This window comes from Gordonia sp. (in: high G+C Gram-positive bacteria), assembly GCF_047600385.1.
In the GTDB taxonomy this organism is placed as follows: Bacteria; Actinomycetota; Actinomycetes; order Mycobacteriales; family Mycobacteriaceae; genus Gordonia.
In genome coordinates this window covers 2,995,525-3,018,601 of sequence record NZ_JASGKZ010000001.1, presented here as the reverse complement: position 1 = coordinate 3,018,601, position 23,077 = coordinate 2,995,525, and the positions used below count along the sequence as shown (strand labels likewise).

The following is a 23,077-nucleotide window of genomic DNA, read 5'->3' as shown; positions in this document are numbered from 1 at the left end:
GTCGAGCGAAGTCGAGACCTCTGAGCCGACCGCGAACGACACCGGCCCGGACACCTGAAAGTCAGGTGTCCGGGCCGGTGTCGGTTTCCGGGACGGAACCGTTCAGGTCACTCGTCGCCGGGCTGTTCGAAGACGCCCGTCAGAACGCCCCGGGCGATCGCGTGCGAGAACAGGTTGAAGCCGAGGAACGCCGGGGTGGCGCCCGCAGGCAGGTCCAGCGATTCGACGTCGACCGCGTGCACGACGAAGAAGTACCGGTGCGGGCCGTGTCCGGGAGGCGGGCCCGCACCGACGAACTGGGCGAGTCCGGCGTCGTTGTTCAGCACGACCGCCTGGTCGGGCAGCGCGGCCGAGTCCGGGGAGCCCGCGCCGAGCGGCAGCGAGGTGACCGAGGCGGGGATGTCGGCGACGGCCCAGTGCCAGAAACCGGAGGCGGTGGGGGCGTCGGGGTCGTACACGGTGACGGCGAAGCTCTTGGTCTCGGCCGGGAAACCCGACCAGCTCAGTTGCGGGGACTCGTCCTCGCCGCCGGCGCCGAAGATCGCCGACGCCTGCGGCAGGGGCAGGGTCTGGCCTTCGGAGAACGTCTCCGAGGTCACGGTGATCTCCGGGAGCACCGGGAGGTCGTCGTACGGATTGTGGTCGGTCACCAGACTGTGTCCTTTTCTCTGCGACATGACAGCAACATGTTCCGTATCCATGCTTACTCCGCGGGCTCGCGGTCCGCACCATTACGCGCTCAGCCGGTCGTACGGGGCCGCACCGAGTACCGCCCGCTGCCGCGGTGTCGGAGACGGTCGGGTGCGGTGACCCGCCTGCGCGTCGACCTGGCCGCCGGAGAGGACGTCGACCGAACCTGGACCAAGGTCACCACAGACCCATGGATGCAGTTCAGCCCCGGTTCCCATCTGGGAATCGGGGCTGAATCTGAGTGTCCGAGGGGGGACTTGAACCCCCACGTCCGTTAATAGGACACTAGCACCTCAAGCTAGCGCGTCTGCCATTCCGCCACTCGGACTTGCTCTTTCGCGTCCCGCTCTCGCAGTGCGCCTGGTTACTTTAACCAGACGACGCCGCAGATCCCAAATCGGCCGGTCATAGGCTTGAATGGAGGGGTGACTGCACCCCGCGCGACCGACGAAGTGGTGGACCTCGTGAGCCGGTTGATCCGGTTCGACACGTCGAACACCGGAGAGCCCGAGACCACCCGTGGTGAGGAGGACTGTGCGAAGTGGGTGGCGCAGCTGCTGGAGGAGGTCGGCTACGTCACCGAGTACGTCGAATCCGGCCGGCCGGGGCGCGGCAACGTGTTCGCGCGGCTCGCGGGCCCGCCCGACGGCGAGCGCGGCGCTCTCCTGGTGCACGTGCACCTCGACGTCGTTCCGGCCGCCGCCGAGGACTGGAGCGTGGACCCGTTCTCCGGGGCCGTCCGCGACGGCTACATCTGGGGGCGCGGCGCGGTCGACATGAAGGACATGGCCGGCATGGTGCTGGCTCTGGCCCGACAGTTCAAGCGTGACGGCGTGGTGCCGCCCCGCGACATCGTGTTCGCGTTCCTGGCGGACGAGGAGGCCGGCGGGAAGTGGGGCTCGCACTGGCTGGTGGAGCATCGTCCGGATCTGTTCGACGGCGTCACCGAGGCGGTCGGCGAGGTCGGCGGGTTCTCGCTGACCGTCGACCGGCCCGACGGCGAGGTGAAGCGCCTGTATCTGGTGGAGACCGCCGAGAAGGGCCTGGCCTGGATGCGGCTCACCGCCGAGGGGCGGGCCGGGCACGGTTCGTTCCTGCACGACCACAACGCGGTGACCGAGGTGGCTGCCGCCGTCGCCCGGATCGGTGCGCACACGTTCCCGTTGGTGATGACGGAGTCTGTCGCGGAGTTCCTCGCCGCGCTCTCGGAGGAGACCGGCCTGGACTTCAACCCGGACACCCCGGACTTGGAGACCGCGCTGTTCAAGATCGGGAACCTGGCCCGGATCATCGGCGCCACGCTTCGGGACACCGCGAATCCGACCATGCTGAGCGCCGGCTACAAGGCCAATGTGATCCCGCAGCGCGCCGAGGCGGTGATCGACTGCCGTGTGCTCCCCGGCCGCCAGGCCGAGTTCGAGGCGACCATCGACGAGTTGATCGGCCCGAACGTCACCCGCGAGTGGATCACTCGGCTGGACGCGGTGGAGACGACGTTCGACGGCCACCTGGTGGACGCCATGAACGACGCCGTCCTGGCGCACGACCCGCAGGGCCGCACCGTCCCGTACATGCTGTCCGGGGGGACGGACGCCAAGGCGTTCGCCAAGCTCGGGATCCGCTGCTTCGGTTTCGCTCCCCTGCGGCTGCCGCCCGAACTGGATTTCGCCGCGCTCTTCCACGGGATCGACGAGCGGGTCCCGGTGGATGCGGTGCTGTTCGGCACCGAGGTGCTGGAGCACTTCCTGATGCATTCCTGACCCGCGGAACGTTTCCCCGGCTACTTCTCGGCGACGTCGATCTGTTCGATCGCGTCGGAGAACTCCGGCGACAGGTCGAGATAATGCCGATCCGGGGTGAACAGTTCCATCGTGAGCGCGACCGGCGGCGCATCCTCCCGATACGGGAGGGCCATGACGGTCTGGTTCACACCCCACCCGCGGATCAAGAAGGTCTGCGACCCCCAACCCCCGTCGACGTCCAGCTGGAGATCCACCGGCTCGGTGACTTGACTCGTCTCCCGAAGCTTCTCCAACTCGATCGCCGGCGACCACGGACCCGTCATCGGAACCGCATGCGCATCGATACGCGCTTCCGGAACTCCGACATGAGAATAGTACGGTAAACCTTCTTGGCGGTGACGCACGAGACGCCTTCGTTAAATAAGAAAATTAATCTAAATAAAGTCAGTGATATCAGGAATTAAATTCAATTCCCCCACCCCTACTCAGACATATTGTCAAGCTCAAACATCCAAGCTGGATGATCAAGTAAATACTGGGGCAGGTAATCCGCCTCAACGTCAATACTAATTCCTGAATCAATGGCCATAGAGCAAACCGCCAATAGGGGAATCGAGACGAATCCGGACGATAGTGATCGTCAATGCTCACTTTCCGAGTAGTAATCGCAATGCAATTTGATCGCAGTGGCAAGCATCTGAGTGAAATCTTCCTGATCCCCAATTCCAAGTAAAAGCGCCATTACCGGCAAGTCGAGATAGTGGGATTCTTCCCATACTTCAGTAGGCGAGGATTCTACGGCATCAATCGCCTCTTTGACTAGATCAATCCATTCAATTTTACCTCGCGCACGAGCCTGGAGAGCTCTAATAAGGATCTTCCGGTGATCATCACCTCCTCCTGCTCTACATATCAGGCTGTCTGGGTCGATCTTTAACATCACTTTCTGAAAAGTTGCATCATGGGATATTCGCGACCACCAGTATCCAGATAACCAGTCAGATACCGAGGCCTCTGCCGCAAGACCCACTGCAGGAAACTCAATATCCCTTTTACCCACTTTTGCAGAAAACCAGCTTCCTTGATCTCGCGTAAATGCGATGAACAGAATGTAAGTCATCCGAACAGCATTCCGGGATAAAATTCGAGTCTTCTCTTCCCCTCCCGATGGATCGACGACAAATCCGAATCTCGCAAAAGACTGCATTAGGGTCGAATACTTTCGATAAGAAAGTGGCGATAGTCTCTTTTCGATAATTTCAACAGCCCAATCAAAGCTCGGCTCAGCAGAATTTATCTGACGGTCCAAAAAATCTCCATCTCCATTGATTTCATGTCTTTTAAAAATCATTTAATAACTCCTTGACCAAATGGGGCTTCTGTCATATTAAATTGCCGTTTACCAAATCCCGCCCATGCACCCGAAGGATCCACCTTCGCGAATACCAGCCAATAATCGACACTTCCCACTATTTCAGCATTGTCTATTACCTGATAGAGGGCCGGATCCGACTCCTCTAGAATAGATTTTATGCTCTCGTAGTACGGATACGCACCCTGACCATTCCCCTCCCTTCCGGTGAGATGCCCCGAGGGGCCCGCAGAATCTACAGATTGATGGGGCAGTTCGTTGTCTTCATAAAGGTAGACAGTGTCTTCGACAAGGAACAGTCGACGGTCGTGAGGCTCGAATCGTGCTATGCGCGAGAGGGTACCCGTGGCTTCGTAGTAGTAGTAGGCCGTGACATAGCAGTCGTCAACACCGCTGAAGCCAGGACGGATATGCAGTGACCACTGTTCGTAGAACGGCTTGACATCAGAATCGTTGTCCGCGGTGACGCATAGTTCCGCACCCAATGCGTAACGGAGTTCAGCGTCGGCCACGGAGAGTCGTTCCAGTCCACCGTCAGCCGGGTTCGTGTCAGGAATAGGAGGGGCCGACGTATAATGAAGTTGCATGAGAATCCAGAGGAAAGATTGTGGTTACATGGAAGGAAATATTTCTTAATTCGCATTTCTTGAGAATAATTTCACGTGACGGTGCCGTCAAGTTCAAACATCCAAGCCGGGTGATCCAAGAGGTAGCGGGGCAGGTAGTCGGTCTCGATATCGATGGTCATCCCATCGTCGATCGCCATACAGCAAGCAGCCAGAATCGGGATCGAGATGAAACCATCGGACCAACATGTCCGATATTCGTTCTTGCTGTAGTAAGCACGGTGCGCCTCAAGAGCGCTCCAGAGCTGCTCCGTGAAAGCTTCCTGATCTCCGATGGCGACGATCAGTCCGATCACGGGCACATCGAGATAAAGGGCTTCTTCTCTGACGTCTTCAGGAGCAACTGCTGCGGCTTCGATCGCGGCGGCAGCAAGATCGAACCACGTGAACTCATTACGAGCCCGCGCCTGAAGAGCCCGCACGAGCAGATCACGGTGAGCATCACGACCCCCAGGAAGATGCGTGAGATCCTCAGCAGAAAACCGCATCATAGTATCCTGAGCAGTCCCGTTATGAGAGATCCGAGACCACCAATAACCGGAAATCCATTCCTTGACCGAAGCCTGCATGATCAATCCAGTTGCGGTGAAATCAACCTTCTTATCCCCAATTTCCATTGACATACTCTTCCCCTCAGGGAAAGAGTAAGAAGTAAAGAATAAGTCGGTGAACTGAGCCGCATATCGAGATATTAACCTGCTTTTCGGAGTGCATCCAGACGGGTCGAGACCGAACCGAAAACATGCCGCAGACTGCATGCTCCCAGCGGAATGGTAGGCAACCCTGGGAGAAGAATTATCTTGCAGTCTACAAATAATCCCATCGATATTCTCATCGACGTGAGAGATTTGTTGAGAAATTTCACTATTACTTTGACCGAGCATGTGCCGCCGGATGTTCACTAGTCATCGCCTTTCAATTTTTTCTGACATTTTAGCATCCTTGAGGTGTCGCTGACATTTAGGCATTTTGAGATTTCGGCGACATCTTGAATTGATTTATAGCGAAACCCGACCAAGATCCCGAGCTGTCAACCCGCGCCTTGACGAGCGAGTATTCAATCTTCCCAAGATCATCAAGATTTACGCTCTTATCATGCAGCCGAAGATCGGTTCGCTTAAGATTATCGATGATACTATCAAAGTACTCTCTTGCTCCTTGATAGCATCCATCTCGCATGCCTATGGGCGCTGATGGACCCTTCACCTCATAGATGACAACCTTCACATCTTTAGGGTTCTTTATGGACTTGATGAGGTATACCGGCACTTCGAATCTGAGAGTGCATAGTTGCCAGACGGGGTGAGCGCAGCGGACCACAGGGCCCATGACTGAGGATACTTCTTACGTTGCTGACATGATCTGCCAATGGCGCCACGACCCTCGGTTACAGCAGCACCCGAAATCTCCGGGCGTTCAGCTTTGACTCGTTCATCACTGACACTCCCGCGAGATGACCCCGGCCCGGCGAGTGAATCGTATCCTGCTGCGACAGGCAAACCACGTCAACGGCCCATGGACCGATCTCTCAGGCCATGGCACCGGCAAGAACTATCGACGCTAACATCCATCCGTGGTCGACCGGAAACGATCTGGACTTCACCATGTCGCAGCGATCGAGCTACAACGCTCCCTCGCGGATGTATTGACAAGAATCCATCTCAAGCGAATCCGACGATTCGATAAGCACCCTTCCGGGACTGCAATTCAATCGATTCACAAGAAGAATGCTCCTTATGAATGAGCATCTCCGGCACCACGCCATAGGCTGCATTCGAACTCTCTCGCTGAAGCGATTCGATCCGCATGAGGCCCTCTCGGCGCACCTCGCGCGAAAGCAATCATCGCTCCGCCAGGCAAGATTCCCCACCTGTGACATCTGACACTTCACCTGATCTTTCATTCTTGTGAATTCGAACACTTCATGAATTCACCTCTTGTGCGCCCTCCCGCGTCGGGACATATTTAGACGCCGCAGGGCTCCTGCTCCGGAGCGTCGAACGGTGATCTCGGTCCGGCACGTGAGCGGCCGAAGCGTGAAGACCACCGGCGGCGCATGTTTCCTGCGCACTCGGAGACCAGTTCGATCGACGACCACGAAAGAACGCACATGCCACGACCTGAGACACCGCGCACCGCGCGCAGCAGGACTCGGAACGCGGTTCCCGCCGGCCTCGTCCGCCACCGCGGGACCCCTGCCGGCAACCGGCGCCCTCGACCGCGAGCCGTCCATGGGTAAGGGGTTCACATCGAGGCTCACCACTGTCGCGATCGGCATGGCGGCGACCCTGGTCGTCGGTCTCGCGGCGCCGACGGCACACGCGGGTCCCTCCAGTTGCGGATCCGGGGGCGCGGTGATCGTGGCCGGGACCATGGCCCCGCGGAATGCGGAGGGCCTGCCGACCGGCGGGGTCACCGGAATCGCGACGCGGTACCGGGCCCGAGGCTACAACGTCCAGTACGTCGACTATCCGACACATCTGTGGCCGTTGGGCGAGACCCCGTACGACGAGGACGTCGCGATCGGGAAGGCCGCCACGGAGAACGCCGTCGCCGGCTACCAGCGCCGCTGCCCGGGCAGACCGGTGGTGATCGCCGGCTACTCGCAGGGCGCCCGGATCGCCGGGGACGTGCTCGCCGAGGCCGGCGCGGGCACCAATCGGCGCGTCTCGGCCGCGGGCCTGTCCGGGGAGCTGTACTCCGATCCGCGTCGTGACGGCCCGGCCACCGGTCGCGGTATCGAGAACTCCCTGTTCAGCCCGCTCCCCGGGCTGACCATGTCCGGGCCCCGACCGGGCGGTTTCGGCGGGGTCCCGGTGACCCAGTACTGCCTGCGGGGCGATCCGATCTGCGATCTGCCCGCCCTGAACCTCCTCGGCCCGATCACCGCCTCCGACCGACTGCTCGGCTACTTCGTCAAACACGACTACTATCCGGCCCGGATGTCGGCCCCGGTGAGCGATCACCGCACATGGGAATGCGATCCGGAGGTGTCGGGCCGGACCCGGGACTGCGTCGTCGACGCGGCCCCGTCCGGGGTCTACGCCGCAGGTGAAGCCGCGAACCCGGCCCTGGTCGACCGAGGTCTGCCCGGTCTCAAACTGACCGGTCGGCTCCTCGATCAGCCGCTTCTCGACGTGGCCGTCGGCGGCTCGTCGCTGGTGGATCTGTCCGTGGTCGACGTTCCGCTTCTGAACCGTCCGCTCCTCGACGCGGGTGTCGGAGGCCCGTCGATCCTGGATCTGTCGCTCGGTGGCCTGGCGCTCCTGGATCTCACCCCGGGCGGAGACCGTCCGCTGCTCGGCCTCACGCCGCCGGAACTCGGCCTCCCGCAGGAACGACGACCGGATGCCCCCGCCGAACCCGGACCACTCCGGGCTCCGCAGGTTCCGACGGCACCGGCGGACCTCCCGCCACCGACGGTGCCGGACATTCCCGCACCGCTCCCGGCACCGCCGACGACACCGAATCCGCCGTCGCCGAGCATGCCGACGCCGATACCGCCGCAGCCGATCGTCCCGGTCCCCGCCGCACCGGTCCCACCGGTGCCGGCCGCCCCGGACCCGCCGCAGCCGACGGTATCGAACCCACCGCTGCCGACTCTGCCGGCCCCGACTCTGCCGAGCCTCCCGCAACTCGCAGTACCGCAACTCGCAGTGCCGAACCTGCCGTTGCCGGAGCCGACCCTGCCGGATCCGCCCGCTCTGCCGCTGCCGCACAATCCGTTCCCCGTCCCGCGGTCCCCCGGCGAGCGGTAGCCGCACCGGCACCGGACAGCCACGACCCGATCCGCCGGGCTTCGATGTCGGCGGCTTCCGCGACACCGGGATCAGCTCCCCGAGGACGGCGGTGTCACCCGCTATTCTTGGGCACGCCTGACCCCCGCCGACAGGCGCCGCCGAGCACCACCAACGGTCAAGGAGACACCGATGACCACTCCTCCCCAGGAACCGTCCCGGATGCACACGTCCCGGATGAACATGAGCGAGGAGGGCCTCCTACCCGATCAGCTTCCCGAGATCGGCGAAGCACCCGCCGTCCCCGCGCCCACGCCCGTCCCGTTCCCGTCCCCGCCGGGGGCACCCGTCGGACCACCGCACGCCCCCGCCTTCGGTCCGCAGCATCCCCCCACGTGGGGAGCGGGTTTCCCGGCGCCGGGCGTGCCGCGGCATCCCGGTGCGGGACACCCCGGACCGCAGTACGTCGACCATGCGCAGCAGCAGCAGTACGTCGACCGTCCACAACAGCAGTACCTCGATCCGGAGCAGCAGCAGTACATCAGCCCGACGCAGCCGAATCCCGGACCCGCGTCGCTCGACGACGTACCGCTGGTCAATCGCGCCCGGCCCGCCCCGGCCGCCGGATGGCGCCGCCTGGTCTACAAGATGAGCGGCGGTCTGATCAGGCCCGGCGATTCACCGGCCGACGTCCATCACGCCGAACTGGCCCACCGGATCAACCAGCCGGTCCGCGGCGACTACCGGATCGCGGTGCTCTCGCTCAAGGGCGGCGTCGGCAAGACGGTCACGGCGGTCGGTCTCGGCGCCACCCTCGCCTCGGTCCGCGGTGACCGCGTCATCGCCGTCGACGCCAACCCCGACCTCGGCACACTCGCTCAACGCATTCCGCAGCAGACGCAGTCGACGGTCCGCGATCTGATCGCCGATCCCTCGGTCAGCCGCTACTCCGACGTGCGGATCCACACCTCCCAGGCCGAGAACCGTTTGGAGGTCCTCGCCTCCGAACGCGACCCCGCGAAGGCCGAGACGTTCGACGAGGACGACTACCGCAAGGTGATGGAGATCCTCCGTCTGCACTACAACATCATCATCACCGACTGCGGCACCGGGGTGGGCCACTCGGCGATGTACGGCGTCCTGGGCTACGCCGACATCCTCCTCCTGGTCACCTCCCCCGCCATCGACGGCGCCCGCAGCGCCGCCGCGACCCTCGACTGGCTGGTGACCCACGGTTACGGCGACCTCGCCGCGCGAGCCATCATCGTGGTGTCCGCGACCCGCAGCGGCGCCGACCCCCTCGACACCGAGCAACTCACCCAGCACTTCCTCACCCGCACGCGCTCGGTGCACACGATCCCGTTCGACCCCCATCTCGCCGAAGGCGCGGAGATCGACCTCGACCTGCTCAGCAAGAGGACGCGCAACGCGTTCCTCGAACTGGCCGCGACGATCGCCGAAGGGTTCGCCGACACCGTGCGCCGAGAATGACCCGCGGGGACGTCGACGAGGCTATCCGGTCAGCGGAGGCCACGACGCCCCCAACCACGCCGGATCGAACACCGTCAGACAGGCCAGGCAGCACGAGAGGACGGTGAACACCGACAGCAGCATCTTGTCGCCGGATCCGTTGGCCTTGATCCGCAGGAACCCGGGCAGACCGACGTCCCACCACCGCCTGCCGTTGATGCTCAGCACGCCGCCGAACATCGGCACCCCGGACTTGGTCAGCGCATCGCCGAGCAGATGCGCGACGATCCCGACGGTGACCGCCGTCCCCAGCGCCCACGCCCCGGCCGTCTGCGGCTGCCACGTCCACACCGCGACCGCCGCGGCCGCCGACACCGCGGTGACGACCAGCCAGTCCGTCGACGACGACCACTTCGGGAACAGTCCGCGCAACGCCAGACCGAGCATGAGGAACAGCACCGCGATCGTCGGCGTCTTCCCGAACGCGTCGACCAGCACCCCCACCAGAGCACCGGCGGCGAGCGCGAACCAGACCGTGTGCGTGGCGGTCCGATGCCCGTTCCGGCGTCGAGGATCCTTGCGGCCCTTGGACAGGTTGTAGACGGCCAGGGCGGCGTCCTCGGCGGCGTGCGCGACGCCGACGGACACGAACCCGAACGCCCGGGACACCGTCGCCTGCGGGGAGTCGATGTCCGGGAGCAGCGCGGCGCCGGCGGTGACGGCCCCGAACGTGAGCGCCCCGACCGCCGTCGTCGGACCGCCGATCGAAGCCGGGATCACCGCCGCCATCCCCAGGCCCGCGGCGGCCCCGCTCATCGCGTGCGTCGGCCCCATCACCATGGCCGCGACCTCCTCTGATCCGTGCGTCACCAGTCGACAAAACCATGCTACACATGTTCGAATCCGAAGCGTGGCCCGCCGCTCCCCTCCCGGGGCGGTGGCGCCGGACCCTTCGACACCCGGGCTCGCTGCGCTCGCACGGGGCTCAAGGATCGGCGGAGAACCCCGTGGGAAGAAAGAGCACGACGCCGCGCAAGAGACTCGGCGGGAACCCCCGGTGAAGGGATCGGCGGGGCGCTACCGCGACGGGCTCTGCTCGATCAGGATCGTCGGCGTCCCCAGTCCCGGTTCGCGGACGGTCACCACCCGGGTGCCCGGTTTCCGGCCCCGCCGGACCTCGCTCAGCGTCAGCCCGGCCGCCGCGAGCCGCGCATGCTCGGCCTCGATGTCCTCGCACCGCCACGCCAGACCCCACAGCGCGAACTCCGCGGCCACCTCCCCGCCGGCGAGCACCTCGACGATCACCGACCGGGTCCGGAAGAACAGCTGCGCCACCTCCCCGAACCGCCGGACCAGCCGGAAGTCCAGGCCGAGGCGTCCCGCGAACAGCGCCACCGCGGCATCGACCGACGGCGCGGTGAACACCACGTGATCCAACGCCGTCCGCCCCGGCCGCGCACCGGCCCCGGGAACCAGCCCGACCACCGGGAACTCCACCCCGCGGCGGGCGCCCCGGGCATCCGGCGCCCCGAGCGCGGCTCCCCGTCGTTCCAGGAGCGCCCCGGCCGCCTCCGGATCCGCGGCCTCGAAACCCACCCAGGCGCTCTCCCCCGACGTCACCGAACCGTTCGCGGCGGCCCACGTCGTCGTCCCCGGTTCGGGATCGCCCAGCAGCGCGGAGTAGGCGGCGACGGCGACGCCGGGATCGTCGTACGGGACGGTCACGGCGACGTCGGAGAGGCTCAGCGGATCGTTCGGCATGACGGCCATCGTGCCACGTCCGGCTCCCGCCCCGCCCTGCCGAATCCGCCGCGACGGACCGCCGATAGAGTCATCGACAGGTTTGATCCGTTCGTGTTTCAGGAGTCCCCATGAGCTACCGCACCGCCGACTACGAGGCCTTCGAGGTCGGTGTCACCGACCACATCGCCGAGGTGACGCTCATCGGCCCCGGCCGCGGCAACGCGATGGGCCCGGCCTTCTGGTCCGAGCTGGTCCCGATCTTCACCGGGATCGACGCCGACGACGACGTGCGCGCCGTCGTGCTCACCGGCTCCGGCAAGAACTTCTCCTACGGCCTCGACCTGCCCGCGATGGCCGCCGACTTCGGCGCCGTCCTCGCCGACGACGCGAAGGCCAAGGCCCGCACCGACTTCCACGGCACCATCAAGCGCATGCAGGCCGGGATCAACGCCGTCGCCGACTGCCGCAAACCGGTGATCGCCGCGATCTCCGGCTGGTGCATTGGCGGCGGCGTCGACCTGATCACCGCCGCCGACATCCGCGTCGCCAGCGCCGACGCCAAGTTCAGCGTCCGCGAGGTGAAGGTCGCGATCGTCGCCGACATGGGTTCGCTCGCGCGCCTCCCGCAGATCATCGGCGACGGCCACACCCGCGAACTCGCCCTCACCGGCAAGGACATCGACGCCGCCCGCGCCGAGAAGATCGGCCTGGTGAGCGACGTGTACGACGACAAGGACGCCGCCCTGGACGCCGCCCGCGGCGTGGCCGCCGAGATCGCGGCGAACCCGCCGCTGGTGGTCCAGGGCATCAAGGACGTGCTCGACCACACGCGCGGCGCCCAGGTGGACGACAGCCTCCGCTACGTCGCCGCGTGGAACGCCGCGTTCCTGCCGTCGCTGGACCTGACCGAGGCGATCACCGCCGTGTTCCAGAAGCGGGCCCCGGAGTTCAAGGGGCACTGACCCCCGAGCGAATGGGTGGGGGGTCTCGACTTCGCTCGACCGACGAAGGGGGCTCGAGCGACGAGAGGTGACTCGAGCGACGAAGAGGGCTCGACCCACGAAGGGGGCTCGACCGGCGAGGAGGCGGCTCCGACGTCGGAGGACTCCGTGTCGCGGCTCCTGTTCCGCGTCGCGGGCGATGGATGGCGCGCGACACGGAACAGGAACCGCGACACGCCGGAAAACCTGGGACGTCGACGGCCAGGGGATCGACCTCGGCGCGACACGGAACAGAAGCCGCGACACGTCTGAAAGCCGGTCTCGATCTCGAGACGCCGAGGCTTCGACTCGCCCCGCTCACCTCGTTCGCGGGACGGCTCAGCCGGCGGTGAGGCGGGACTCCGAGTCAGGAGACCGTCAGCGCGTCGCCGCGGCCACAATCTGCTCGGCCGCCAGCGTCGGGGTCAGCGTGCCGTTGAGGATGCCGCGTTCGGCGGCCGCGCGCACCTCGCGCACGTGGTCGTCGGCGTCGAGCCGCGAGAGGATCGCCTCCTGCACCATCTGCCACGTCCAGTTCACCTGCTGACGGGCGCGTCGTCGTTCGAACTCCCCCGCCGCGGTCAGCACGTCCCGGTGTTTGACGATCGCCTCCCAGTACTCGTCGACACCGGAGTTCTCCAGCGCGCTCATGGTGAGCACCGGCGGGGTCCACAGCGCGTCGTGCGGGTAGATCAGGCCGAGGGCGTTGCGGAGTTCCCGGGCGGCGGCCCGCGCCTCGTTGACGTGCTTGCCGTCGGCCTTGTTCACCACGACGATCTCGGCGAGCTCCAGCACCCCCTTCTTGATGCCCTGCAGGGCATCTCCGGTGCGCGCGAGCGTGAGGAAGCTGAAGGTGTCGACCATCCCCGACACGCTCACCTCGGACTGGCCGACGCCGACGGTCTCGACCAGCACCACGTCGTACCCGGCGGCCTCGACCAGCACGATGGTCTCGCGCGTGGCCTTGGTGACGCCGCCGAGCGTTCCCGACGTGGGCGACGGCCGGACATACGCCTGCGGCGCCGCCGACAGCTGACCCATGCGGGTCTTGTCGCCCAGGATCGAGCCGCCGGTCCGCGTCGACGACGGGTCGACGGCGAGCACCGCGACCCGGTGACCGAGGTCGATCAGACGCATGCCGAGGGCCTCGATGGTCGTCGACTTGCCGACGCCCGGCACACCGGTGATCCCGACGCGGAACGAGTTCCCCGAATCCGGCGTCACCTTGAGCAACAGCTCCTGCGCCTTCTCCTTGTGCGCGGGCAGCGTCGACTCGACCAGGGTGATGGCCCGGGCCAGCGTCGAACGGTCACCGGCGCGCACACCGTCGGCGAGGGCGTCGACGTCGATGGGTCGTCTTGCCATCTCCGGGGTCAGCCCGCGTCCGGCAGGGCCAGTTCCAGTTCGAGCTCACCGGCGAGTTTGCCGATCAACTCGACGGCGGCGTCCGCGATCACGGTGCCCGGCGGATAGATCGCCGTCGCCCCGGCCTCGTACAGCTCGTCGAAGTCGCCGGGCGGGATCACCCCGCCCACCACGATCATGATGTCCTCACGACCGACGTCGGCGAGCGCCTTCTTCAGGGCAGGCACCAGGGTGAGGTGACCGGCCGCGAGGGAGGACACGCCGACCACGTGCACGTCGTTGTCGGAGGCCTGCGAGGCCACCTCCTCCGGCGTGGCGAACAGCGGGCCCACGTCGACGTCGAACCCGAGGTCGGCGAACGCGGTCGCGATCACCTTCTGGCCGCGGTCGTGCCCGTCCTGCCCCATCTTGGCGACCAGGACGCGGGGACGACGGCCCTCGGCCTCGGCGAAGGCGTCGACCACCTCGATCGCCCGATCCACATTGCTCACTTCGTCACCCACTTCGTGCCGGTAGACCCCGCTGATGGTGCGGATCTCGGCCTGGTGGCGGCCGAAGACCTTCTCCATCGCGTCGGAGATCTCCCCCACCGTAGCGCCCTGACGTGCGGCGGCGATCGCCAACGCCATCAGGTTGTCCTCCAGGCCGGAGCCGCCGGGCGCCCCGGCGGCCCGGGTGAGTTCGGCCAGCGCGGCGTCGACGGCGTCCTGGTCCCGGTCGGCCCGCAGACGCGCGAGCTTGTCGAGCTGCTCGGCGCGCACCTTGGAGTTGTCGACCTTGAGGACCTCGATCTCCTCGTCGTCCTCGACGCGGTACTTGTTCACGCCGATCAGCGGCTGCTGACCGGAGTCGATGCGCGCCTGGGTGCGGGCCGCGGCCTCCTCGATGCGGAGCTTGGGCAGGCCCTCGTTGATGGCCTGCGTCATGCCGCCGGCCTCCTCGACCTCGGCGATGTGCTTGCGCGCCGAGTCGGCGAGCTGCGCGGTGAGCCACTCGACGTAGTTCGAGCCCGCCCACGGATCGATCGGCCGCGTGGTGCCCGACTCCTGCTGCAGCAGCAGCTGGGTGTTGCGGGCGATGCGCGCCGAGAAGTCGGTCGGCAGGGCGATCGCCTCGTCGAGCGCGTTGGTGTGCAACGACTGGGTGTGCCCCTGGGTGGCGGCCATGGCCTCCACGCAGGTGCGGGCGACGTTGTTGAACACGTCCTGCGCGGTGAGCGACCAGCCCGAGGTCTGCGAGTGGGTGCGCAGCGACAGGCTCTTGGCGCTCTTCGGCTCGAACTGGGCGACCAGTTCGCTCCACAGCAGACGCGCGGCGCGGAGCTTGGCGACCTCCATGAAGAAGTTCATGCCGATGCCCCAGAAGAACGACAGGCGCGGCGCGAACCTGTCGATGTCCAGGCCGGCCTCCAGGCCCGCCCGGATGTATTCGACGCCGTCGGCGAGGGTGTAGGCCAGCTCCAGGTCGGCCGTGGCCCCGGCCTCCTGGATGTGGTAGCCGGAGATCGAGATGGAGTTGAACTTGGGCATCTTCTGGCTGGTGAACGAGAAGATGTCGGAGATGATCCGCATCGACGGCGCCGGCGGATAGATGTAGGTGTTGCGGACCATGAACTCCTTCAGAATGTCGTTCTGAATGGTTCCGGCCAGCTTCTCCGGCGGCACGCCCTGCTCCTCGGCGGCCACCACGTAGAGCGCGAGGATCGGCAGCACCGCGCCGTTCATCGTCATCGACACCGAGACGTTGCCCAGGTCGATGCCGTCGAACAGCTGACGCATGTCCAGGATGGAGTCGATCGCCACGCCTGCCATGCCGACGTCGCCGGCGACGCGCGGGTGGTCGCTGTCGTAGCCGCGGTGGGTGGCCAGGTCGAAGGCCACCGACAGGCCCTTCTGGCCGGACGCGAGGTTGCGGCGGTAGAAGGCGTTGGACTCGGCGGCGGTGGAGAAGCCCGCGTACTGGCGGATGGTCCACGGCTGGTTGACGTACATCGTCGGGTACGGGCCGCGGATGAACGGCGCCTCGCCGGGCACCGAGTCGAGCGGGTACCCGGCGGCCGCGGCGGCATCGCGGTCGGCGCGGGTGTACACCGGTGCGACGTCGATCTGCTCCGGCGTGTGCCAGACGGTCTGCTCGGCGGCGTAGCCGTGGGTGGTCGCCAGCGTCTCGACGAGTTCGTCGGTCTGCTCGGCGGTCGGCACCTCGGCGAGCGCGTCGAGTTCGAGGCCGACCTCGGCGAAGTTCGGAATGCTGTTGTCGCTCATGCCTTCTCAGGCCTCCTTCGACGTGATGAGGGTGTCGAGCAGCTCGGTGAGGGTGGCGACCGCGTCGATCCCGGCGCGGAGGGAACCGTCCGGGGCGTCGTCGGCGTCGGGCCACTCCCGTTCCGGTCCGGCCAGCAGGACGCGTTCGATCCCGGCGGCGCGGGCCGCGGCCAGCACGGCCGGGCCGTCGCTCGCGTAGCGGGCCCTGGTGCCGCACAGCACGGCCACCCTCCCCGCACCGCCGTCCGCTCCCTGCGCCGCCCCACTCGCTCCCTGCGCCGACTCGTCCGCTCCCTGAGCTGATTCGTCCGTTCCCTGAGCCTGTCGAAGGGTCTCTGCGACCCCCTCGGCCTCGACCGGCCCGGGGTTGATCGCCTCGATGCCGCCCGCAGCCAGCAGGTTGCTGACGAACGTGGTCCGTCCGTTGTGCTCGGCGACGCTGCCCAGCGGAAGCATGAGCACGCGCGGCCGCACCTCCTGGGCGTCGGCGCGGTCGCGCAGGGCCTCGTAGCGGCGGGCGACGCGGGCGAGCCCGGCGGTGGCCGTCGGCAGGTCGACGGTGTCCGCGACGGTCTCGATGCCCGCCTCACCCAGGTTCGGGAACTCCGAGACGCCGGTCACCGGCGCACTGCGGTGGTCGACGGCCTCGTCGCGGGCGGCGAGGGCGGCGTCGATCCAGCCGGCGATCGCCCCGCTCTCGAGCGCGGCGGAGTAGCCGCCGAGGCCCTCGACGTCGGTGAAGACCTTCCAGGCGGCCGCGGCGAGGTCGCCGGTGAGGTCCTCGACGTACCAGGAGCCGCCGGCCGGGTCCAGGACGCGGCCGATGTTGGACTCCTCCAGGAGCAGCAGCTGCGTGTTGCGGGCGATGCGCGCGGAGAACGACGGGTTCGACGAGCGGGCGTCCTGCGGGAGCGCGGCGTCGTAGCCGAGCACGGTCACCTGGTCGGCGCCGCCGACGCCGGCGCCGAAGGCGGCGACGGTGGTGCGCAGCATGTTCACCCACGGATCGCGCTGGGTGAGCATCGACAGATCGGTGACGGCGTGAGTCAGCGCGGCGCCGGCGTCGGGAGCCCCGATCACCTGCGCGACGCGCGCCCACATCAGGCGCAGGGCGCGCAGCTTGGCGATGGAGGCGAACTGGTCGTCGCCCACCGCGACGGCGAAAGCGAGCTGTCCCAGCGCCTTCTCGGCCGACAGCCCCGCGGCGACCAGATCACGGACGTGGGTCAGTCCCGCGGCGACGATCAGACCCAGTTCGAGCGCGTTGGTGGCGCCGGCCTGGGCGAAGTCGGTGCCGTCGACGCGGAAGGCGCGGACGCGGTCGGGCGCTTCGACGCCGAGCGCGGTGGCCTCGGCGACGTCGACGCTCGGTCGACCCGAGTAGGCGGCGGTGTACGGGGAGAGGCCCAGGCTGTGCGTGGTGCTCAGCAGGACCGGCGCCTCCTGCGGGGCGGCGGGGGCGTCGTCGAGCACCTGCAGGAACGCCCGGGCCGCGGCGATGCCCTCGGCGCCGGCGTCCAGGGTGATCGGCATGAGGTCCAGGTAGACGCCCCGCAGGACCTCGGCGAGGTCGGCGACGGAGACGGCGCCGCCGATCTTGAGCCAGATGCCGCTGGTGCCGCTGCCCGCGGCGTCGAGGACGGTCTCGTTGACCCCGGTGACGGACTGGTCGGCCAGGTCGCCGAACCGTTCGGTGACCCGCCAGCCCTGGTTCACGTCGCGGGCCGGATCGGCGCCGCGGACGAAGGGGAAGCCGCCCGGGAGTCCGCGTTCGGCGGCCTCGTCCCTGCGGGTGTAGAGCGGACGCACGGTGACGTCGTCGCGCGTGGGAGTCGAGAGCAGTGCCTCGGGGGTGTCGGGGAGGTCCGCCGGATCGATCCGGCGCCCCTTGGCCAGGACGGCGGCGGCCGCGGTGGACCAGCGCCGATAGTCGTCGTCGAGCTGGTCTGGCGTTGCCGTGCTGCCGTCTGCCGTCATCGCTGCCGAGATCCTCCGTGGTCGCTGGGCCGTGCGCTTCTATGCACAATATCGGATCACTGCATATCTCAATCACGGGTCCACTGAGATGCGGACCACGACGATGCGCGGCACCCCCAGGCTCCCCGACTAAGCTTCCGATGTGCTCCCTGAACGACGGCCGAAGATCGTGGAAGAACCGGTCGATCTGGTGACCGGTTCGCCCGGTCCGGCGCCGATCCGGTCGAACCGTCGCACCCTCGCTCGCGCGGTGGCCGGCCTCGCGGCGGTGATCCTGGTGCTGATCGGCGCGTACTTCATCCCGGTGCCGTCGGTGGGCCGGTTCCGCGAGTGGTCGGACGCCCTCGGCCCGTGGTTCGTGATCGTGTTCTTCACGGTGAACACCGTGGCCACCGTCGCCCCGATCCCGCGGACCGCGTTCACCGTGACCGCGGGCGTGCTGTTCGGCCCGGTGGTCGGTTTCCTCGGGTCGACGGTGGTCGCCGCGGTGGCCTCGATCGTCGCGTACCTGCTGGCCCGGCGGCTGGGCCGGGCGCGGGTCCAGCGGTATCTGGACCGGCCGGGGTTCCGGGCCGTCGAAGAGCGGCTGGAACGACGCGGCTGGCTCGCCGTCGGCTCCCTGCGGCTGATCCCGGTGGTGCCGTTCGCGGTGGTGAACTACGCGTCGGGACTGTCGTCGGTGCGGCCGCTGCCCTACTTCGTCGCCAGCATCCTGGGCACCGCGCCCGGGACCGCCGCGGTGGTGTTCCTCGGCGATGCGCTGGCCGGCGGATCGCATCCGCTGATGCTCCTGGTGTCGGCGCTGCTGTTCTCGGTGGGCGTGATCGGCCTGATCGTCGACGCCCGGCTCCCCGTCGCCGGAGACGGCCCCGCCGATCCCTGAGCCGCCCGCGGACACGGCGAGCACCCACATCGATCCCGGAATCGACCGCGAACACAGCGAACCTCGGCATCGATCTCTGAGCCGCATGCGAGCGCAGCGAGCCTGCGAGTCGAAGAGGCTCGGTGAGCGTTCCCGGTGCGGCCCTTCGACTCGACTCGTCACTGCGTTCCTCCTCGGCTCAGGGAGCGGAATGAGGACCCGACGTACGGGAGACGAAGCAGGCTCAAAGGCCGGAAGAGGACCCGAGGTGCGGGAGACGAAGCGGGGCGAAGATCGACGGAATCGCTCGTCCGGTGTTACCGCGGGGCCGCCAGCTCCGCCGAGGTGGGCGGGTCGGCTCCCGGCCGCGACACCGTGATCGAGGCGACCGCCACCGCGGTCTCCAACACCTGCCGCACCTGCGCGGACGACAGCGGGGTGCCGTCGACCAGTCGCCGGTCGTGTTCCCCGGCGATCAGCGCGTAGAGCAGGCCGGCCATGAACGCGTCTCCGGCGCCGATGGTGTCGGCCACCTCGACCCGCCGGCCCGGCACGTCGTGGCGGACGCCGCCGACGAGGGCCGTGCAGCCGTCCGCGCCCCGGGTCATCACCGCGAACGGGACGCCCGCGGCGGCGATCTCCCGCAGCACGTCGTCGGCCGAACGCGCGGTTTCCGCGCCCCCGTCCGCCGCTGCGTCGGCCGCCGCGCCGAGCCAGGCCGCGTCGTCGTCGCTCAGTTTCACCACGTGGCAGTCGGCCGCCAGGGCGCGCACCCGCGCGACCACCTCCGCGGGCGACCCCATCACCGCGGGCCGGATGTTCGGGTCGAAGCTGCGCAGCACCGTCGGCCCGGCCGCCCGCACGGCGGCGCGGGCGACCGTGCCGCCGGGTTCGCGGATCGCCCCGATCGAGCCGGTGTGGACCACCCGGACCGGGCCGGTCTCCGGCGCCGCGATCGACCAGTCGAGGTCGAACTCGTAGTCGGCCTGCCCGTGCTCGTCGAGGGTGGCGACCGCGGTGGAGGTCCGTCCGCCGTCGACCGTGCCGGGGGCGGTGCGCACGCCGGATGCGCGGAGACGTTCGACGATGAGTCGCCCGTGGTCGTCGTCGCCGATCCTGGTGTGCAGCGTGGTCGGCAGGCCGAGTCGGGCCAGTCCGACGGCGACGTTCAGCGGCGACCCGCCGACGTGCGGCCGCCCGTCGACGACGTCGACCAGCGATTCGCCGATCACCGCGATCCCGGTGTTCACGACACGCTCCCCACGTCCAGGGCGGTGACGTGGATCGGGTGCCCGCCGCCGGTCAGCCGCAGCGTCGAGACGGCGAGCTCCCCGGTGAGCGCGGTGAGCACGCGGGTGCCGTCGTCGGCGTAGACCTCGATGCCGTGCGCGTCGTACCAGAGGACCGCCGCGACGGTCGATGCCGCCGCGACCGGCATCCGCATGAGGTCCCCGAAGCCCGGCGGCAGGCCGGCGGCGCAGTCGCTCCGGTCCAGGGACCACTCCCCGGCGTCGTAGGCGAGCACCAGGCGACGGCCCGCGTCGTCGCGCAGTTCGACGGTGAATCCGGGGGCGTCGCCCGGTGCCGCCGACAGGGCGATCCGCCCGGCGGGCGGCAGCGCGACCTCGAGGTGCTCGCCCGCCGGGACGGGCCGTCCGGTGAGCGCGGCGGCGGGCACGACCGGCGGGGTCACCGGCTCCTGCCGGAGCCGGACCTCGCCGTCGAGGGTCGTCAGGGCCAGTCGACGGGCGAGCGTCATCCGGCCGCGCTGCGGGGCCGCCGGATCGACCGGCATCGTGCGCGCGTAATCCCAGTTGTTCATCCAGGCGATCAGGACGCGGTCGTCGTCGGCCAGACCGGCGAAGCTCACTCCGGCGTAGCAGTCGCGGCCGTGGTCCAGCCAGCGCACCGCGTCGTCGTCGGGGGTGAAGACGCGGCCGTCGAAGTCGCCGAGGAAGTACTGGGTGCCGGAGCCGCCGGCGACGCCGCCGGGGTTCAGGCTCACCAGGAGGACCCAGCGCGGAGTCCCGGCGCCGTCGACGCGGAGCGGGAACAGGTCGGGGCACTCCCATTCGCCGCCGACGGCGCCCCGCGGCCCGAACGCCGACAGGAACTCCCAGGCGAGCAGATCGTCCGAACGGTAGAAGACCACCTGCCGGTCGGGCGCCTCCACCGCGGCCATCACCCAGTACGACTCCGCCTCGCCGGTCCAGCGGAACACCTTCGGGTCGCGGAAGTGCGGTGACCGGCGGTCGAGCACCGGATTGCCGGCGTACTTGGTCCAGTGGAGGCCGTCGTCGAGGCTGTAGGCGATCGACTGCGCCTGCCGGTCGGCGGTGGTGGACATGGAGGTGTAGAAGGCGACGAGCGCGGGCCGCTCCGGCGAGCCGAGGCCGGTGGTCCCCGCGTGGTCGACGACGGCCGAGCCGGAGAACACCTGCTCGTCGTCGTCGAAGGCGATGGCGACCGGATGCTCCTCCCAGGTGAGCAGGTCCGGGCTCGATGCGTGCCCCCAGCTCATGTTGGCGTGCTCGATGCCGAGCGGGTTGTACTGGAAGAACAGGTGGTAGCGGCCCTCGTGGAAGAGCAGGCCGTTGGGGTCGTTCACCCAGTTGCGGGAGGGTGCGTAGTGCAGGCTGGTCATGGATCCGTATCTGTGGTCACGGCGGTGCGGCCGGAGGCGGCCGCCGACCACGATACGCAGCGGCGTACGCGGTCGGCGGCACACGTCATTCGCCGGCGGTCGACGTCTCTCCGACAGCCGACGTCTCTCCGGCGACCGGCTTCTCCTCCCCGGACCGGGAGTCGCGGAGGAACGGGTCGCCCTGGACGTCCTGATCGTCCTTCTTGAGGGAGAAGAAGGCCCACAGTCCGGCGACGGTGACCAGTCCGGCGATCACCAGGAAGGTCTCCTGGTAGCCGATCCGGTCGCGCAGGGCGCCGAAGGGCTGCGCGAAGATCGCGTTGCCGACCTGGGCGGAGACCTCGAAGCCGACCATGTAGAGGGTCGCCGACAGCTTGGTCGGGAAGTGCAGGGTGATGTAGCGGAACATGCCGAGGATGAACAGCGGCACCTCGACGGCGTGGAACATCTTGATCACCGAGACCGTCACGGCGTCGTCGAAGATCGCGCAGCCGAGGATGCGCAGGGACATCACGGTGACGCCGAGGAGCAGGATGTTGCGCGGGCCCGTCTTGCGCATCAGGATCGGGACCGCCATCATCATGCCCGCCTCCAGGAACACCTGACCGGAGTTGAGGACGCCGTACGTGCGTTCGCCGGTCTCCTTGGTGTCGAACAGACCCGTGTACCAGTCGGGGAACATCTGCTGGTCGAACAGGTTGTAGAAGGTCCAGCTGAAGATCACGAAGACGATGATCTGCCACAGGCTCGGCACCTTCAGCAGTGCGGCGATCTCCCGGATGCTCGGGGTCGCCGGGTGCGCGGTATGGCCGGGCGTCGTCGGCACCTTGTCGGTCTTCCAGAAGATCTGCACGAGCAGGCAGAGGATGCCGAGGATCGAGCCGGCGACGAAGTTGATCATCGGATTGATCGTGAACATGAAGCCGGCGACGAGCGCGGCGAGGGCGTAACCGAGCGAACCCCAGCCGCGGGCCTGACCGTACTCGAAGCCGTAGGTGCGGCTCATCCGCTCGGAGAAGGCCTCCAGCAGACCCGCGGCCGCGGTGAAGCCGATCGGGATGAACAGCATGCCGGCCACCACGCCGAAGCCGAACGCGTGCTTCAGCAGCGGCTGGTACACGAAGATGACGAACGGTGCGACGCACGCCATGCCGACGGCGGCGAGGATCATCAGGTGCCGCTTCAGGGCGAGCTTGTCCTGGATGGTCCCGTAGAAGAACATCACGAACAGCGTCGCGATCGAGTTCGCCGAGTAGACGGTGCCGACCTGCGAGCCGTTCAGGCCCAGACCGTTCTCCTCACTGGTGAGCCAGATCTGGAAGAACGACCACCACACTCCCCACGAGGCGAAGAACAGCCACAGCGTCACCGAACTCTGTTGGTACGCGGGATTCCTGAAAACTGCCATGTTCGGTGCCATGACTGGTGACCTTCCGTCGGTCCGGGGTGAAGGCGAGTGACGCGGACCTCCGCGACCTCGGCTTAAACGTTTCATCACAGTGCTGAAACCTTTTAGCAATCGTGAAGGTAGTACCGTGATACGAGTCACGTCAAGCATGTGCGGTGAGACGTCCGTCCGTTCCGGGAGGATCCGCAGGTCGTTCG

The 23,077-nt window shown here is 67.3% G+C and carries 18 protein-coding genes, 1 tRNA gene and 1 pseudogene; 5 read left to right on the top strand and 15 right to left on the bottom strand.

Going from position 1 to position 23,077, the window contains the following annotated elements; translation table 11 throughout:
- Positions 1 to 107: 107 nt before the first annotated feature.
- Entirely contained in the window at positions 108 to 650 is a 543-nt protein-coding gene (locus QM809_RS13555) for a YbhB/YbcL family Raf kinase inhibitor-like protein (RefSeq protein WP_415046275.1), read from the bottom strand.
- A gap of 282 nt (positions 651 to 932) precedes the next feature.
- A tRNA-Leu gene (locus tag QM809_RS13550) sits at positions 933 to 1,018 on the bottom strand.
- 97 nt (positions 1,019 to 1,115) lie between these two features.
- On the opposite strand from QM809_RS13550, the gene QM809_RS13545 reads away from it, so the two are divergent.
- Complete coding sequence (locus QM809_RS13545) at positions 1,116 to 2,450, top strand: M20/M25/M40 family metallo-hydrolase (RefSeq protein WP_415046274.1); 1,335 nt, start codon at positions 1,116 to 1,118, stop codon at positions 2,448 to 2,450.
- Between the two features lie 20 nt (positions 2,451 to 2,470).
- Here the strand turns inward: QM809_RS13545 and QM809_RS13540 are convergent, their stop codons facing one another.
- The 5 genes and pseudogenes from QM809_RS13540 to QM809_RS13520 form a co-directional block, all read right to left on the bottom strand.
- The gene (locus QM809_RS13540; protein WP_415046273.1) at positions 2,471 to 2,755 is read right to left on the bottom strand and encodes a hypothetical protein; all 285 of its coding nucleotides are present in this window, start codon (positions 2,753 to 2,755) and stop codon (positions 2,471 to 2,473) included.
- Positions 2,756 to 2,913: 158 nt separating this feature from the next.
- A pseudogene (locus tag QM809_RS13535) lies at positions 2,914 to 3,051 on the bottom strand (hypothetical protein); the annotation flags it as partial.
- Between the two features lie 21 nt (positions 3,052 to 3,072).
- Positions 3,073 to 3,783: a hypothetical protein gene (locus QM809_RS13530; protein WP_415046272.1), complete on the bottom strand. Its 711-nt coding sequence runs from the start codon at positions 3,781 to 3,783 to the stop codon at positions 3,073 to 3,075.
- On the bottom strand, positions 3,780 to 4,316 hold the full coding sequence (locus tag QM809_RS13525) for a hypothetical protein (protein ID WP_415046271.1): 537 nt from the start codon (positions 4,314 to 4,316) through the stop codon (positions 3,780 to 3,782). The genes QM809_RS13530 and QM809_RS13525 overlap by 4 nt, the downstream gene beginning before the upstream one ends.
- 146 nt (positions 4,317 to 4,462) lie before the next feature.
- Positions 4,463 to 5,188, bottom strand: a complete 726-nt coding sequence (locus QM809_RS13520; protein ID WP_415047091.1) for an immunity 49 family protein — start codon at positions 5,186 to 5,188, stop codon at positions 4,463 to 4,465.
- A gap of 1,473 nt (positions 5,189 to 6,661) precedes the next feature.
- Between QM809_RS13520 and QM809_RS13515 the strand changes: the two genes are divergently transcribed.
- Positions 6,662 to 8,188, top strand: a complete 1,527-nt coding sequence (locus QM809_RS13515) for a cutinase family protein (RefSeq protein WP_415046270.1) — start codon at positions 6,662 to 6,664, stop codon at positions 8,186 to 8,188.
- A 171-nt stretch (positions 8,189 to 8,359) separates the two neighbouring features.
- A complete protein-coding gene (locus tag QM809_RS13510; RefSeq protein ID WP_415046269.1) occupies positions 8,360 to 9,658 on the top strand; it encodes an AAA family ATPase in 1,299 nt (432 codons plus the stop codon).
- A 21-nt stretch (positions 9,659 to 9,679) separates the two neighbouring features.
- On the opposite strand, the gene QM809_RS13505 is transcribed toward QM809_RS13510, so the two are convergent.
- Positions 9,680 to 10,507 carry a metal-dependent hydrolase gene (locus QM809_RS13505; RefSeq protein ID WP_415046268.1) on the bottom strand — a complete coding sequence of 276 codons (828 nt, stop codon included), beginning with the start codon at positions 10,505 to 10,507 and terminating at the stop codon, positions 9,680 to 9,682.
- Positions 10,508 to 10,714: 207 nt separating this feature from the next.
- Complete coding sequence (locus QM809_RS13500) at positions 10,715 to 11,398, bottom strand: VOC family protein (RefSeq protein WP_415046267.1); 684 nt, start codon at positions 11,396 to 11,398, stop codon at positions 10,715 to 10,717.
- A 110-nt stretch (positions 11,399 to 11,508) separates the two neighbouring features.
- On the opposite strand from QM809_RS13500, the gene QM809_RS13495 reads away from it, so the two are divergent.
- Positions 11,509 to 12,342: a crotonase/enoyl-CoA hydratase family protein gene (locus tag QM809_RS13495; protein WP_415046266.1), complete on the top strand. Its 834-nt coding sequence runs from the start codon at positions 11,509 to 11,511 to the stop codon at positions 12,340 to 12,342.
- Positions 12,343 to 12,738: 396 nt separating this feature from the next.
- Here QM809_RS13495 and meaB read toward each other — a convergent pair whose 3' ends face one another.
- Genes meaB through QM809_RS13480 form a run of 3 tightly spaced genes read right to left on the bottom strand, consistent with a single transcriptional unit; the run spans position 12,739 to position 17,966 of the window.
- On the bottom strand, positions 12,739 to 13,725 hold the full coding sequence (gene meaB / locus QM809_RS13490; RefSeq protein ID WP_415046265.1) for a methylmalonyl Co-A mutase-associated GTPase MeaB: 987 nt from the start codon (positions 13,723 to 13,725) through the stop codon (positions 12,739 to 12,741).
- An 8-nt stretch (positions 13,726 to 13,733) separates the two neighbouring features.
- The gene (gene scpA, locus QM809_RS13485; protein WP_415046264.1) at positions 13,734 to 15,989 is read right to left on the bottom strand and encodes a methylmalonyl-CoA mutase; all 2,256 of its coding nucleotides are present in this window, start codon (positions 15,987 to 15,989) and stop codon (positions 13,734 to 13,736) included.
- Between the two features lie 6 nt (positions 15,990 to 15,995).
- Positions 15,996 to 17,966: a methylmalonyl-CoA mutase family protein gene (locus QM809_RS13480; RefSeq protein ID WP_415046263.1), complete on the bottom strand. Its 1,971-nt coding sequence runs from the start codon at positions 17,964 to 17,966 to the stop codon at positions 15,996 to 15,998.
- 142 nt (positions 17,967 to 18,108) lie between these two features.
- Between QM809_RS13480 and QM809_RS13475 the strand changes: the two genes are divergently transcribed.
- Positions 18,109 to 18,849, top strand: coding sequence for a TVP38/TMEM64 family protein (locus QM809_RS13475; protein ID WP_415046262.1), 741 nt, complete (start codon positions 18,109 to 18,111; stop codon positions 18,847 to 18,849).
- Between the two features lie 296 nt (positions 18,850 to 19,145).
- On the opposite strand, the gene QM809_RS13470 is transcribed toward QM809_RS13475, so the two are convergent.
- The 3 genes from QM809_RS13470 to QM809_RS13460 form a co-directional block, all read right to left on the bottom strand.
- On the bottom strand, positions 19,146 to 20,078 hold the full coding sequence (locus tag QM809_RS13470; protein WP_415046261.1) for a PfkB family carbohydrate kinase: 933 nt from the start codon (positions 20,076 to 20,078) through the stop codon (positions 19,146 to 19,148).
- Positions 20,075 to 21,472: a glycoside hydrolase family 32 protein gene (locus tag QM809_RS13465; RefSeq protein ID WP_415046260.1), complete on the bottom strand. Its 1,398-nt coding sequence runs from the start codon at positions 21,470 to 21,472 to the stop codon at positions 20,075 to 20,077. The genes QM809_RS13470 and QM809_RS13465 overlap by 4 nt, the downstream gene beginning before the upstream one ends.
- An 85-nt stretch (positions 21,473 to 21,557) precedes the next feature.
- On the bottom strand, positions 21,558 to 22,880 hold the full coding sequence (locus QM809_RS13460; RefSeq protein WP_415046259.1) for an MFS transporter: 1,323 nt from the start codon (positions 22,878 to 22,880) through the stop codon (positions 21,558 to 21,560).
- Between the last annotated feature and the right edge of the window lie 197 nt (positions 22,881 to 23,077).

Coding starts and splice junctions, on each gene's coding strand:
- QM809_RS13540 (WP_415046273.1), bottom strand. CDS start 2,755: ATGACGGGTCCGTGGTCGCCGGCGATCGAGTTGGAGAAGCTTCGGGAG.
- QM809_RS13530 (WP_415046272.1), bottom strand. CDS start 3,783: ATGATTTTTAAAAGACATGAAATCAATGGAGATGGAGATTTTTTGGAC.
- QM809_RS13520 (WP_415047091.1), bottom strand. CDS start 5,188: ATGCAGTCTGCGGCATGTTTTCGGTTCGGTCTCGACCCGTCTGGATGC.
- QM809_RS13515 (WP_415046270.1), top strand. CDS start 6,662: ATGGGTAAGGGGTTCACATCGAGGCTCACCACTGTCGCGATCGGCATG.
- QM809_RS13510 (WP_415046269.1), top strand. CDS start 8,360: ATGACCACTCCTCCCCAGGAACCGTCCCGGATGCACACGTCCCGGATG.
- QM809_RS13500 (WP_415046267.1), bottom strand. CDS start 11,398: ATGCCGAACGATCCGCTGAGCCTCTCCGACGTCGCCGTGACCGTCCCG.
- QM809_RS13495 (WP_415046266.1), top strand. CDS start 11,509: ATGAGCTACCGCACCGCCGACTACGAGGCCTTCGAGGTCGGTGTCACC.
- meaB (WP_415046265.1), bottom strand. CDS start 13,725: ATGGCAAGACGACCCATCGACGTCGACGCCCTCGCCGACGGTGTGCGC.
- scpA (WP_415046264.1), bottom strand. CDS start 15,989: ATGAGCGACAACAGCATTCCGAACTTCGCCGAGGTCGGCCTCGAACTC.
- QM809_RS13480 (WP_415046263.1), bottom strand. CDS start 17,966: ATGACGGCAGACGGCAGCACGGCAACGCCAGACCAGCTCGACGACGAC.
- QM809_RS13465 (WP_415046260.1), bottom strand. CDS start 21,472: ATGACCAGCCTGCACTACGCACCCTCCCGCAACTGGGTGAACGACCCC.
- QM809_RS13460 (WP_415046259.1), bottom strand. CDS start 22,880: ATGGCAGTTTTCAGGAATCCCGCGTACCAACAGAGTTCGGTGACGCTG.